Source organism: Aquitalea magnusonii (genome assembly GCF_003202035.1).
GTDB lineage: Bacteria > Pseudomonadota > Gammaproteobacteria > Burkholderiales > Chromobacteriaceae > Aquitalea > Aquitalea magnusonii.
In genome coordinates, this window is the sequence record NZ_QJKC01000011.1 from 93,686 (window position 1) to 106,830 (window position 13,145).

The window sequence follows — 13,145 nt, forward strand, 5'->3', positions numbered from 1 at the left end:
ATTTACTGCTGGGGCCAGCGCGTGTTTTGGCTCGGTGAGCAGGCCTGGACAGCGGACTCGCGGTGTTTTCCGGGCTGAACAGGGTGCCGCCGGCGCCAGGCCCGGATGGGCCCGCTTCCTGTCCTGCGACCAGGACTGGCCCACGCAACTGCGCCGCTACCCCGGATGGGATGCACCGATGCCGGCAGGCGACTGCAAAGTCGGTGCTGCGGGCCGGGCTTAGCCCGCCAGGAGGGGACCGGCCTTGATCACCGCCTGGGTGCGGCTGCTGACTTCCAGTTTGCGCAGGATGGCGGAAACATGCGCCTTGACCGTGCTCTCGGCAATATTCAGTTCGTGCGCCACAATCTTGTTGGGTTTGCCGGCGACGATGGCTTCCAGCACGCAACGTTCCTGACGGGTCAGGCTGCCAAGCCGGGTTTGCATGGCTTGTTGTTCCGCCGTGAGCGGGAGGGGCGTCGGGCTATTGGTATCGTGGCCGGCGAGGGTGGGGGGCTGATAGATTTCGCCGTCGGCGCTGATGCGGCGTACCGCTTCGGCCATTTGCTGGCGCGGGGTAGATTTGGGAATGAAACCGCAGACGCCCAGTGCCAGCGCGGCCTGCACCACTTCGCTGCGCTCGTCGGCCGACACCACCACCAGCGGCACGACCGGTGCGCTGCGGCGCAGGCTGGCGACGCCGTTCAGACCCTGCATGCCAGGCATGTTGAGGTCGAGCAGTGCCAGTTCCAGGCTGTCGTCGTGGATGGCAGCGCTGGCTTCCGCCAGCGTGGTGCATTCGATCAGGCGGATGTCCGGGCCAAACACTTCCCGCACCACGTCCTTCAAGGCTTCGCGAAATAGCGGGTGGTCGTCGGCAATCAGTACACTCATTTCCATATCGATTCAGTCTCGCAAAAATGGCGCGGCCGGGCAGCGGCGGCGTCCAAGACTATAGCTTGAATCGGCCAATGCTGGCAGCATGTCCGCTGCATGGCAGCTCCCCCATTTTGCCACCTGCGGCAGATTGCGCGCAGGCATGGGCGATCTGGCCGGCTGCTCACGCTAGAATGAAGCTGCCTGTCAGTCGCCGTCATGCCTCAGCCCCGTCTGATGCATGGCAGCGGTCGGGGCATGGTCCAAGCCGGCAACAGACCGGCCAATAGCATGACAAGGTCGCCGCCCGCCGTGGCGCGGCGGCAAGGTGGAGACAAGATGGACAATAACCTGGTGTTGCTGGGCAGTACCCAGCAGCAGGATCCCGCACTGGCTGCCGCCGAGCTGTTTCAGCAGCTGCATCAGCCAGATCTCGCACTGGTATTGCTGTTCATTTCGCCGGCCTACGATCTGGCCCGCCTCGGCCCCTGCCTGCACCGGCATTTTGGCGATGCGCTGGTGGTGGGGTGTACCACAGCGGGCGAAATCGGCTGCCATGGCTACCAGCAGGGCAGCATCAGCGGGGTGAGTTTTGCCGAGCCCGACTTTTTTGCCGTGGCGGCGCGGCTGGACAATCTGCACACATTCGAACTGGCCGATGCCTTCGAGGCGGTGATGAGCTCGCGCCATGAGCTGGCGCGCAAGAGCGGCCAGGCCATCGACCGCAACAGCTTTGCCCTGATGCTGATCGACGGGCTGGCGGCCTGCGAGGAGCGGGTGGCCAGCCGGCTGTCGTCGGCGCTGGGGCATATTCCCTTGCTGGGCGGATCCGCCGGCGACAATATGCGTTTCGAAAACACCGCCATCCTGCTGGGCGGGCGCTTTCACAGCAATAGCGCGGCTTTTGTGATGGTGGCCAGCCGTCATCCCTTCGAGATGTTCAAGTCCGAGCATGCCGCCCGCAGTGGCGAGCGCATGGTGATTACCGAAGCGGATGCCGACAGCCGGCTGGTGACCGAGATCAATGCCGAACCGGCGGCGGCGGAATACTGCCGGCTGCTGGGGCTGGACCCCGATCAGCTGGACCCGCACACCTTTGCCGCCCACCCGCTGGTCTTGCAAGTGGGCGGCGTGCCTTATGCGCGCTCCATCCAGCGCGTCAACGATGACTTGTCGCTATCCTTTTTCTGCAGTGTGGACGAGGGCGTGGTGCTGTCCGGGACCGAAGCGCAGGATCTGGTCGCCAGCCTGGCCCACACTTTTTCCCAGGTCCGTGACAAGCTGGGCCGCTTGCAGCTGGTGCTGGGCTGTGACTGCATCTTGCGGCGCATCATGATCAGCAATACCGCCGCGCAGAGCCGTCTGTCCGCTTTGCTGGTGCAAAACCGGGTCGTGGGTTTCAACACCTATGGCGAGCAGTTCAATGCCATGCATGTCAACCAGACCTTTACCGGCATTGCCATCGGCTATGCCGCCGGGCCGTCTGCAACACACGGAGCGGGATGATGGAGCAGGAGATCGATTTAGCCCTGGCCGACCGATCACAGCTGCTGCAGCACATTGCCCGGCTGGAAAAGGACAATGCCAAGCTGCGCAAGATCAACAAGGCGCTGATCTACCGCGTGGAAAGCGGCATGGCCGACAATGGCAATTCCTTTACCATCTTCCAGGTATCGGCCGAGCTGGAAAAACGCATACAGGAGCGTACCCACGCACTGGAGCGGGCCATGAATGACCTTAAAACCAGCAATATCGCACTGGAAGAAGCCCGGCTGGCGGCCGAGCAAGCCAATAACCGGCTGGTGGTGGCGGTGGATACCATCGCCGACGGCTTTGCCCAGTGGGACCAGCACGACCGGCTGGTGCGTTTCAACCAGCGTTTTGTCGAGCTGCAGCCGGCATTGCGGCGGCATGTGCGCAGCGGCATGCAGTTTGCCGAATACCTCGACCATCTGGCCGATTCCGGCAGCGCGCTGGAGGCGCTGGGTCAGGTCGACCGCTGGCGCGAGCAGCGTATCCAGCTGCACCGCGACAGCAGTGGCAGCTATCTGGAGGCGCTCAGCGACGGCCGCTATTTGCGCATCAGCGAACGCCAGACTGCCGACGGTGGCCGGGTGGCCATTTATACCGATATCAGCGAAATCAAACGGCAGGAGCAGAGCCTGCGCCAGCAGGATCAGGCGGCCCACCGCCAGTTGCTGGAGGCTACCGTCAACAGCCTGCGCCAGGGTATTGCGGTGTTTGATCACCATTCTTTGCTGCTGGCCTGGAATCACCGTTTTTGCGAGCTGGCCGGGCTGCCGCCGGCAGCCTTGCGCGTGGGGCAGGCCTTGCCGGCCAGCGCGGAAATACCGCTGCTCTGCCCGGTCAATGGCAGTTACGAGGTGGAAACCGCCAGCGGTCTGGTGCTGGAAATCGAATCCTGCCCCATGCCCAATGCCGGCTTTGTGATTACCTGCAGCGATGTCACGGCCCGCAAGCGTGACGAGCTGGCCCTGCGCGAAAGCGAGTCCAAGCTGCGGCTGATTACCGATGCGCTGCCGGCACTGATTTCCTATGTCGATAAAGACCAGGTTTACCGCTTCACCAACAAGGGTTACGAGGACTGGTTTGGCCTGCCGGTGCAGGAAATCAATGGCCGTACCCTGCGCGAGGTGCTGGGCCCGGACTTGTACGATCCGCGCCGGCATTTTGTCGAACGTGCGCTGGCCGGGGTGTCGTCGGTATTTGAACTGAAAATGCCGGCTCCCAAGCGGGCGGTGGAGTACGCCCAGGCGGCCTTTATTCCGCATATTGGCGAAGATGGCGTGGTACATGGCTTCTACGCGCTGATCCAGGACATTACCCAGACCCGCCGTGCCGAGCAGCTGCTGACGCAGGCCAAGCAGGAACTGGAGCTGCGGGTCACCGCCCGCACCAGCGAACTGCGCCGTGCCAATAGCCGCTTGCAGGAGGCCATTGTTGCCGCCGAAGAAGCCAACCGCAGCAAGACGCGCTTTTTTGCCGCCGCCAGCCACGACCTGCTGCAGCCACTGAATGCCGCGCGGCTGTTTGTGGCCAGCCTGGCCGAACGCGAGGCCAGCAGTGAGAACATGCGGCTGGTGCAGCATGCGGCCACTTCGCTGGAGGCGGTGGATGATCTGATCAACACCTTGCTGGAATTGTCACGCATCGATGCCGGTGCCATCGAGGTGGAGCGCAGCCACTTTCATATCGACCAGCTGCTGCGTCAGCTCAGCATCGAATTCAGCCCGCTGGTGGCCGAGCGCGGGCTGAGCCTGCGCAGTCATCTGTGTGCTGCCGTGGTGTACAGCGATTGGGTCTTGCTCAGCCGCATCCTGCGTAATTTTCTCAGCAATGCCTTGCGCTACAGCGAGCATGGTCGCTTATTGCTGGCCGCCCGCCGTACCGCCGAAGGCGTGCTGGTTGGCGTGTGGGATCAGGGGCAGGGCATTCCGGCCGACAAGCTGGCGCAGGTTTTTGAGGAATTCCAGCGCCTGCCCGAGCATCGCGCCATGTGCAGCAAGGGCCTGGGGCTGGGGCTGGCCATCGTCAAGCGGCTGGCCACGCGCTTGCAACACCGGCTGGTGGTGCGCTCACAGCATGGGCGCGGTTCTTTTTTCGGCATTGTCCTGCCCTATGGCGAGCAGGCGGCTGCCAGCGCCATGCCACGACAGCAGGAAGGGATCAGTACCGTGCTGCCATCGGAATTGCAGGGCCTGACCATCTTGCTGATCGACAACGAAGCGGCGATCCTGGCCGGCATGACCACCTTGCTCTCCGGCTGGGGTTGCCTGCCGCTGGCGGCGGCCGGCCTGGACGAGGCCCGGGCCTTGCTCGCGCAGCTGAGTCGCCCGCCAGATGTGATTCTGGCCGACTACCACCTGGATCATGGCGTCAGTGGGCCGCAAGTCATCCTGGCCTTATGTCGCCAGCTGCAGCTGAAGATTCCCGCCGCCATCATCACGGCTGACCGCAGCCCGGAAGTGGCTGCCGAAATCGCAGGCGAAGGCTGGTCCTTGCTTAGCAAACCGGTTCGGCCGGCCAGGCTGCGTGCGCTGATCGGCCATCTGGGCAAGCTGGCGGTGCCGCAGCGTGCGGGCTGAGCGGGCGGGCGCCTGTCCCCGCTGCCGACCATGGGCTGCTTGGGTGTGCCCGGTGCCATCTGCCGGGACTGGCGTGGCGGCCTGCGGCCAGGCGGCGCTACTGCGCAGTGCGGCGACGTGATCACGCTGTTTCGGCGCAAGGCTGCCGGCTAGGTGCCGTGTCTAAGACCAAAGTCGAATAGAGCAGGGCGACACAATTTCGCACAATGACCTGGCTGCCGGTTGCAATTGCCGGCGCTCCGATTCTAATAGCCAGGAGGCAACGTCATGTATCAGCAAGCACTCGCCGCACTCAGCAAGAAGATCCCGTTGAAGTCCCGCTACGAAAACTTTATCGGTGGCCGTTGGGTGGCGCCGGTACAAGGGCAGTATTTCACCAATATCAGCCCGATAGACGGCAAGCCGCTGTGCGACATTGCCCGTTCCACCGCGGCAGACATCGAACTGGCACTGGATGCCGCCCATGCCGCGGCTGACCGCTGGGGGCGCACTGCTCCCGCCGTGCGTGCCAATGTGCTGCTGAAAATTGCCGACCGCATGGAGGAATACCTGCCTTTCCTCGCGCTGGTGGAAACACTGGACAATGGCAAGCCCATTCGCGAAACCAACGCGGCCGACCTGCCGCTGGCTGTTGATCACTTCCGCTACTTTGCCGCCTGCCTGCGTGCCCAGGAAGGCTCGCTGTCCGAGCTGGACGAAGACACCGTGGCCTATCACTACCACGAACCGCTGGGCGTGGTGGGGCAGATCATTCCCTGGAACTTCCCGCTGCTGATGGCCGCCTGGAAGCTGGCACCGGCCTTGGCTGCCGGCAACTGCATCGTGCTCAAGCCGGCCGAGCAGACCCCGATGGCGATTCTGGTGCTGATGGAGGTGATTGCCGACTTGCTGCCGGACGGCGTGCTCAATGTGGTGAACGGTTTTGGTGTGGAAGCTGGCAAACCGCTGGCCACCAACCCGCGCATTGCCAAGGTGGCCTTTACCGGTGAAACCGGCACCGGCCGCCTGATCATGCAGTACGCCGCCGAAAACATCATCCCGGTAACGCTGGAGCTGGGTGGCAAGTCGCCCAATATCTTCTTCGAAGACGTGATGCGTGAGGACGACGATTACTTCGACAAGGCGCTGGAAGGCTTCGCCATGTTTGCCCTCAATCAGGGGGAAGTATGTACCTGCCCGTCGCGCGTGCTGGTGCAGGAATCGATCTACGAGGCCTTCATGGAGCGTGCGGTGGCCCGCGTCCAGGCCATCAGGCAGGGCAATCCGCTGGACATGGCCACCATGATCGGTGCCCAGGCTTCGCGCGAGCAGCTGGACAAGATTCTGTCCTACATCGACATTGGCCGCGCCGAAGGCGCCCAGGTGCTGACCGGTGGTGGTCAGGCCCATCTGGGTGGTCAGCTGGCCGAGGGCTTCTATGTGCAGCCCACCATCCTGGCCGGCCACAACAAGATGCGCGTGTTCCAGGAGGAGATCTTCGGGCCGGTGGTGGCTGTCACCACCTTCAAGGACAAGGAGGAAGCCCTGCATATTGCCAATGACAGCGCCTTCGGCCTGGGGGCCGGTGTGTGGACGCGTGATGGCAATACCGCCTACCGCATGGGTCGCGAGATCAAGGCGGGCCGTGTCTGGACCAACTGCTACCACCTGTATCCGGCGCATGCAGCCTTTGGTGGTTACAAGAAGTCCGGTATCGGTCGTGAAACCCACAAGATGATGCTCGACCACTACCAGCAAACCAAGAACCTGCTGGTGAGCTACAGCCCGAAGGCCCTGGGCTTCTTCTAAGCAGCCCTTGTCGGCCGCTGAGCGCTGGCGCGGCCGGATGCGCGCCAGCAGCTTGCCGGCAGCGGTTTTTTACGGTCATGCCCGCGGGCGCATGGCCGCTTGCAAGCAGCGGTCCTCCTTGGGGGTGGCGTGAGCCGCTCTCGCTTTGGCGCCGCCGGTATCTCGCAAAAAAGGGGTGACATGATTTCCCGAGTCAACATGACAGAGCGTGCTGCGGAACTATTGTCGGTGTTGTGCCAGCGCCATGGTTCCTTGCTGTTCCACCAGTCTGGTGGATGTTGCGACGGCAGTGCGCCACTGTGTTTTACCCAGCAGGAATTCCGTGTTGGCGATCATGACATCCTGTTGGGAGAAATCGGCGGCTGCCCTTTTTACATCAGCGAATTTCTGTATGGCTATTGGCAGAACTGCGTCCTGACCATCGATGCCTTGCCGGGGCGTGGCAGTGGCTTTTCCCTGGAGTCGGCCGAAGGGATGCGCTTTGTCACGCTGTCGCGCTTGTTGAGCGAGGAGGAACTGGCTGCGGACGGGCAACAATGCAGCGCACCGCCCTGACTGGCGGTTACAATACGGCCATCCTTGTGATGACCGGGTAGGAATGTGCAGGCCACTTGGCCATGAGCCGAAAAACCCCGCTAGCCGGGGTTTTTGCTTTGTATCGTACTGGTGGGCTGATGTTGGCCTGCGAGCGGCCAGGCTGATTCAGGATGCGTCCAGGTAGTCGTAGCCGGCCCAGTCCAGTGCATAGCCATTGATCCGACGCAGATTGACCGGTTTGAGCAGCCCATGCTGCTGCATGTGGCGCAGATGCTCATGGATGGTCTGGTCGTTGAACTCATCACCCGTTTCGCGGCGAATGGCGGCGATCAGCTGGCGCTCGTCCAGATATTGCACCTGTTTCAGCCGCAAAATGCGTAGTATCCGGAACACCAATAATTCGTTGCGTGGCATTTGTGTCTTTATTGTTGCAGCGACCTTTCATTTATCTGACAGTTTTATTGAGAAAGTCAAGAAATATGACAGAAGTGTTTCAGGCAGGAGTGGCGCATGGCGCTTGAGCGTCCCGATTCCCCTTGCATTGCCCGCTGCACGACTGCCGTGGGAGACAATGTCTGCCGCGGCTGCGGTCGCAGCTTTGCCGAAATATCCAACTGGTGCTTCATGGATGAATCCGCACGCGAACAGGTATGGCAGCAGTTGCCACAGCGGCAAGCTTTGCTGGATATCGCAGAGCGGCTGGGGGTGCTGCTCGACCTGCAGCTGCTGGATGGCGAAGAGTGGGGGACCTTGTCGCTGAATGGGCGGCCACTGTTCATCCGCATGCAGTCCGCCACCGTGCAGCTGCGCTTGCCCGATGGCCGCTCGCTGCCACTGGATGTGCAGCAAGGCGTGGATGGCGTTGCGGCGCAATTGCGTCAGTATGTGGCGCTGATCAATCAGTAGTTAATGGAGAACTGAAATATGGCGCAGGACAGTTCCTTGCCCGACTTCTGGGACGTGCGCTACCAGCAGGGCGTCACCCCATGGGAGGGGGCGCAGCCGGATGTGCTGATGCAGCGTTTCATCGCCAGCCTGCCGCCGGGAAGCCGGGTCTTGCTACCGGGCTGTGGCTCGGCGGCAGATGTGCGCTGGCTGTTGCAGGCCGGCATGCAGGTGGATGCCATCGATTTCAGCCACGAAGCCATCAGGCGGGCGGCGGCCGCACTGCAGGATAGTCCGGTGCGCTTGTGGCAGGCCGACTTCTTTGCCCTGGATGCCGCAGCACACTATGACCTGGTATTTGAACGAGCCTTCTTGTGCGCCTTGCCGCCGAGGCGGTGGAAGGACTATACCCAGAAGATGATGCAACTGATTCCTAGTGGCGCATATCTGGCCGGGGTGTTCTTTCTGGCGGATAAAGCCAAAGGTCCCCCTTTTGGCACGAGCCGCGAGGCCTTGCAGCAACTGTTGGCCGAGGGCTTTGAATTGATGGATTGCCAGCCGGCTGGCGCGACTTTGCCGGTGTTTGCCGGGCAGGAGTTCTGGATGGTATGGCAGCGCAAGCCTGCTGCTGACGGCAGGCCCGCGGAATAATCTTTCATATTCTGTCGTGACTGTTTGTGCTTGCTGTGAAATGGCTGAGTGAGGAGCTTGATAATGGTCATTTTTATTGCAATTGGGATTGGTTATTTCACAGATTTCAGGTAAAAATGTAGCGCCCGCTTTAAACATATAACAAGCAATATCAGCAGGTCGTAAGGAGAGAGCATGGATTGGTTCTGGCGCGTATATGCCTTGGTCGAAAAAACGTTTTTCAATACCCTGACCAGGAAATTGTGCAGTTTCTTTTGTTTGAGCCTGTTCCAGTTGATCATGCTGGCTTATTCATATCTGGTGTTGACCGACATTCGTGGCCAGCTGAATAATCCGGCGGTCCCCAGTACCGTCTCCACCCACATCCTGTCCAGTATCGACAGCGCCATTTTCTGGGGCAGCTGTCTGTGGGTGCTGGGTTTGGCCTTTACCAGCTTCATGGTCTGGTATCTGCGCTATCTTATCGTGCGGCCGCTGAAAATGATTATCGGCATCTTCAATGAGATTGGCGCCGGCGAGGGGGATCTGTCACGCGATATCCCGGCCATCACCTATGATGAAATCCGCGATGTTTCCGTCTCCTATAATCGCTTCCAACTGAAAATGCGCGAAATCATCAGCAATGTGCGGCTGATGACTGTGCGTATCGCCATGGATTCCGCGCGTACGCGCAAGAATGTCAGTGAATCCCTGGGGAGTGCGGTACGCCAGGATGAATTCGCCACCCGCGTGCGCGATGCCAGCGATCAGACCACCACCGGCATCAATCAGGTCACCGGTCAGACGCAAAGCATTTCCGTGTCCACCCTGTCCAATCTGGACGTGGCACGCGAGTCTTACGATGAGCTGAAAACGGTGGCCGACCGCATCTATGACATCAGCCAGAAAGTCGGTCACTTCAACGAAACGGTAGAGGACCTGAGTCAGCGCTCGGCCAGCATCAAGACCATTGTCGATCTGATCAAGGATATTTCCGACCAGACCAATCTATTGGCACTGAATGCGGCCATCGAAGCAGCACGGGCCGGCGAGAGCGGCCGTGGTTTTGCGGTGGTGGCCGACGAAGTGCGCAAGCTGGCGGAAAAGGTGAAAAAGGCTACCGACGAAATATCCAGCAATATCGACGGCATGCTCGGGCTGGTGTCGGATACCCAGGTGGAAACCAACGAAATCACGGCCGGAACTCATCAGGCGCGCGAAGTGGTATCGCGTGCCTCGCAGCACTTCGGCCGCATGATGGGTGATTTCGAAGCCACGGCCAGCAGTCTGACGCAAATCGCCGGCACCATGGAAGATTTCGCCGAAACCAATCGCCAGGTAAACCGCCATGTATCGGAAATTCACGATCTGGGCCAGCAGGTAACCGAACGCCTCAACCATACCGAGCAGGTTGCCGACGAATTGTCCGGCGTGGCCGAGCAGGTGCAGGAAATGGTATCGCGCTTCGTGATTGGCGAAGGTGAGTTTGACCGCATGATAGGCTTGGCGCGCAATATGCGCGATCAGTTGCAGGGCGTGTTGCAGCAGCAGCAAAAAGCCGGCGTCAATGTGTTTGATCAGCGCTACCAGCCCATCCCCGGCAGCAAACCCAGCAAATACCATACGGCCTATGACGAGAAGCTGGCCGGTCTGGTACAGCCGCATTACGACAGTCTGGTGCGGGATGTGGTGGGAGGGCGCTTCTGCCTGCTGGTCGACAACAATGGCTATGCGCCTACCCATAACAGCTGGTATAGCCAGCCCCTGACTGGTGATGAGCAAAAAGATCTGGTCAACAGTCGTGACAAGCGCATTTTTGCTGATCCGGCCGGCCTCAAGTCGGCGCGCAATACCGAGCCCTTTCTGCTGCATACCTATATGCGCGATACCGGCGAGATTTTGTCTGAACTGACGCTGCCGGTGTTTATCGATGGCAGGCACTGGGGTGCGCTGCGCCTGGGCTTTGATCCCGGCAGTCTGCTGGAGGCAGCAGGTCTGGAGAAAAAAGGCCGGCGCTAAAGCCAGTCAGGCAGTAAATAAAAAAGAGGCCATACGGCCTCTTTTTTTTTATCGGAACCTGCACCAGTGCATCAATCCAGCTGCGAGGTGCAGCAAGGGCAGCGGCTGGCCTTCTCCGGCACGGAGGACAGGCAGTAGCGGCATTCCTTGGTGGCTGCTGCCGGGGCTGCTTCAACCGGCGCCTCGCGCTTGAGATTGTTGATGGCCTTCACCAGCATGAAGATGGCGAAGGCCACAATGGTAAAGCTGACCAGCGAATTGATGAACAGGCCGATATTCATGGTCACCGCACCTGCCTGCTTGGCAGCGGCCACCGACGCGTAAGGCCCGGCTTGCTTGGCGCCTTCCTTTAATACGAAGAACAGGTTGGCAAAATCGACATTGCCGACGAGCAGACCAATGGGGGGCATGATGACATCGTCGACCAGCGATTTGACGATGGAGCCGAACGCACCGCCAATGACCACACCGACGGCCAGATCGATGACATTGCCTTTAACAGCAAATTCCTTGAATTCCTTCAGAATGGACATGGCTGATCCTATGGTTATTGTTTAATACAGAGTTAATCAATGCTTATTTTAGCACGAATAAACCGCTGTGATAGTCAGACGATTCTTTGCGAGAAAGTGAGGTCTTGTCAAAAGGAAGCGGCAATGGCAATGCAAAAAGCCCGCTATCAAAGCGGGCTTTTGTCTGGCTCCCCGAGCAGGGCTCGAACCTGCGACCTGCGGATTAACAGTCCGTCGCTCTACCGACTGAGCTATCAGGGAATAAACTGGCTTGGCATTGTAGGGGTGGCTCCCCGAGCAGGGCTCGAACCTGCGACCTGCGGATTAACAGTCCGTCGCTCTACCGACTGAGCTATCAGGGAATAACCGGCAATGCACAATAAATTGTAGGGTCTTGGCTCCCCGAGCAGGGCTCGAACCTGCGACCTGCGGATTAACAGTCCGTCGCTCTACCGACTGAGCTATCAGGGAACATCCAAGAGAGTGCGAACTATACCGATGGTAATCAGGCCTGTCAACGCTTTGCCCATGGAAAATGCCAGCTTTTTAAACCGCTGCAGAGCGTGTGTTGGTTAAGTGCATGAGGCAAAAAGAATATCACCGCAGCATGTATTCCCGGCATGTGGTGGTGCTGGCAGTAATCAGCTGAAAAAAGTAAAATTCTTGACTAATTTAGTGTGCTTAATCACAGGTATCGCAACATGAACCAGCTGTGGCAGTCGTGGGTAGACAAGAATCAGGGACAGATCGACCAGGAAGGGCGGCTGTCGTTTTCCGATTTTCTGGCGCAAGTCGCTGCCGTGCGTACCGGCAATGCGCTTGCACTGCTGGATAACCTGGCAATCATCCGGGTGACGGGCGAGGATGCGCAAAGCTTTCTGCAGGGGCAGTTTTCTGCCGATATCCGGGACGTGACGGCAAGCCATGCGCAATTCAGCACCTACTCCACCGCCAAGGGCCGCATGCTGGCCAGCTTTCTTATCTGGCAGCATGAGGACAGTTATTTTCTGCTGCTGTCGGCGGATATTGCTGCTGCCATTGCCAAGCGTCTGACCATGTTTGTCATGCGATCCAAAGTAAAAGTCGCTTTGCTGGATGCAGCAGAGGTGCACGTGGCTGGTGTGCGCGGGGCAAGGCTGGAGCAAGTAGTGGAAGCCCATTTCACGCTGCGACAGCCGCAGCCGCTCACGGTGATGCAGCAGGGTGGAGATATTGCGATAGCCTTGCCGGAGGGTGGTTATCTTGTCTATCCGGTGATTGATTCAACATTGCCGGCATTGCTGCAGGCGGTGGATGCGGTTGCCGTGTCTGCTGCTGCCTGGGCGATTCGGGATATTGATGCGGGCATTGCCTGGGTGACGCTGGCCACCCAAGAACAGTTCGTGCCGCAAATGGCAAATATGGAAGTCATTGGCGCCGTCAGCTTTAAAAAGGGCTGTTATCCAGGCCAGGAAATTGTGGCGCGTACCCAATATCTGGGTAAGCTCAAGCGGCGCTTATACAAAGCCCGGCTGGCCCGATTTGCTGCGGTTGGCAGCAAGTTATTCAGCCCGGAGCTGCCTGAACAGTCCATCGGGATGGTGGCGGCTATTTGTCAGGTGGCAGAGTGCGAGTATGAGGCTTTGGTCGTGGTGCAGTCGGCATGCTGGGATAAGGGTATTTATCTGGAGGCTGAATATATCAATGCGCTGGAGCCTCTGGCATTGCCATATCCTACTCAGGATGAATAAACTGTTGCCTTGTTTGCTGAAATTTAACCACATTGCCTTGACTAGTCGATGGGCTTTTGGCTAAATTGAATCAGTGGTTCTCC

The 13,145-nt window shown here is 59.7% G+C and carries 11 protein-coding genes and 3 tRNA genes; 8 read left to right on the plus strand and 6 right to left on the minus strand.

Features of this window, described 5'->3' with window-relative positions:
• Positions 1-219 precede the first annotated feature (219 nt).
• On the minus strand, positions 220-873 hold the full coding sequence (locus DFR38_RS12990; RefSeq protein WP_244909904.1) for a response regulator: 654 nt from the start codon (positions 871-873) through the stop codon (positions 220-222).
• A 321-nt stretch (positions 874-1,194) separates the two neighbouring features.
• On the opposite strand from DFR38_RS12990, the gene nosP reads away from it, so the two are divergent.
• The 4 genes from nosP to DFR38_RS13010 all read left to right on the plus strand — a co-directional run bounded on the left by nosP (position 1,195) and on the right by DFR38_RS13010 (position 7,304).
• The gene (gene nosP / locus DFR38_RS12995) at positions 1,195-2,361 is read left to right on the plus strand and encodes a nitric oxide-sensing protein NosP (protein ID WP_233170518.1); all 1,167 of its coding nucleotides are present in this window, start codon (positions 1,195-1,197) and stop codon (positions 2,359-2,361) included.
• Positions 2,358-4,961, plus strand: coding sequence for a hybrid sensor histidine kinase/response regulator (locus DFR38_RS13000; RefSeq protein WP_244909905.1), 2,604 nt, complete (start codon positions 2,358-2,360; stop codon positions 4,959-4,961). The genes nosP and DFR38_RS13000 overlap by 4 nt, the downstream gene beginning before the upstream one ends.
• A 267-nt stretch (positions 4,962-5,228) precedes the next feature.
• Entirely contained in the window at positions 5,229-6,749 is a 1,521-nt protein-coding gene (adh, locus tag DFR38_RS13005; protein WP_110313504.1) for an aldehyde dehydrogenase, read from the plus strand.
• Positions 6,750-6,947: 198 nt separating this feature from the next.
• Positions 6,948-7,304: a DUF779 domain-containing protein gene (locus tag DFR38_RS13010; RefSeq protein ID WP_233170520.1), complete on the plus strand. Its 357-nt coding sequence runs from the start codon at positions 6,948-6,950 to the stop codon at positions 7,302-7,304.
• Between the two features lie 147 nt (positions 7,305-7,451).
• Here DFR38_RS13010 and DFR38_RS13015 read toward each other — a convergent pair whose 3' ends face one another.
• Positions 7,452-7,700 carry a hypothetical protein gene (locus tag DFR38_RS13015; RefSeq protein ID WP_059286011.1) on the minus strand — a complete coding sequence of 83 codons (249 nt, stop codon included), beginning with the start codon at positions 7,698-7,700 and terminating at the stop codon, positions 7,452-7,454.
• 96 nt (positions 7,701-7,796) lie between these two features.
• On the opposite strand from DFR38_RS13015, the gene DFR38_RS13020 reads away from it, so the two are divergent.
• The 3 genes from DFR38_RS13020 to DFR38_RS13030 all read left to right on the plus strand — a co-directional run bounded on the left by DFR38_RS13020 (position 7,797) and on the right by DFR38_RS13030 (position 10,820).
• On the plus strand, positions 7,797-8,192 hold the full coding sequence (locus tag DFR38_RS13020; protein ID WP_059286012.1) for a DUF1289 domain-containing protein: 396 nt from the start codon (positions 7,797-7,799) through the stop codon (positions 8,190-8,192).
• An 18-nt stretch (positions 8,193-8,210) separates the two neighbouring features.
• Positions 8,211-8,822, plus strand: coding sequence for a methyltransferase domain-containing protein (locus tag DFR38_RS13025; RefSeq protein ID WP_110313505.1), 612 nt, complete (start codon positions 8,211-8,213; stop codon positions 8,820-8,822).
• A gap of 279 nt (positions 8,823-9,101) precedes the next feature.
• Positions 9,102-10,820, plus strand: a complete 1,719-nt coding sequence (locus DFR38_RS13030) for a methyl-accepting chemotaxis protein (protein ID WP_233170521.1) — start codon at positions 9,102-9,104, stop codon at positions 10,818-10,820.
• Positions 10,821-10,891: 71 nt separating this feature from the next.
• Here the strand turns inward: DFR38_RS13030 and mscL are convergent, their stop codons facing one another.
• From mscL to DFR38_RS13050, 4 genes are all read right to left on the minus strand, one after another.
• Complete coding sequence (mscL, locus tag DFR38_RS13035; RefSeq protein WP_059286013.1) at positions 10,892-11,353, minus strand: large-conductance mechanosensitive channel protein MscL; 462 nt, start codon at positions 11,351-11,353, stop codon at positions 10,892-10,894.
• 164 nt (positions 11,354-11,517) lie between these two features.
• Positions 11,518-11,593, minus strand: a tRNA-Asn gene (locus tag DFR38_RS13040).
• 25 nt (positions 11,594-11,618) lie between these two features.
• Positions 11,619-11,694, minus strand: a tRNA-Asn gene (locus DFR38_RS13045).
• A gap of 33 nt (positions 11,695-11,727) precedes the next feature.
• Positions 11,728-11,803 (minus strand) — tRNA-Asn (locus DFR38_RS13050).
• 230 nt (positions 11,804-12,033) lie between these two features.
• Between DFR38_RS13050 and ygfZ the strand changes: the two genes are divergently transcribed.
• Positions 12,034-13,062 (plus strand): CAF17-like 4Fe-4S cluster assembly/insertion protein YgfZ, encoded by a 1,029-nt coding sequence (gene ygfZ, locus DFR38_RS13055; RefSeq protein ID WP_059286014.1) that lies wholly within the window; start codon positions 12,034-12,036, stop codon positions 13,060-13,062.
• Positions 13,063-13,145 lie beyond the last annotated feature (83 nt).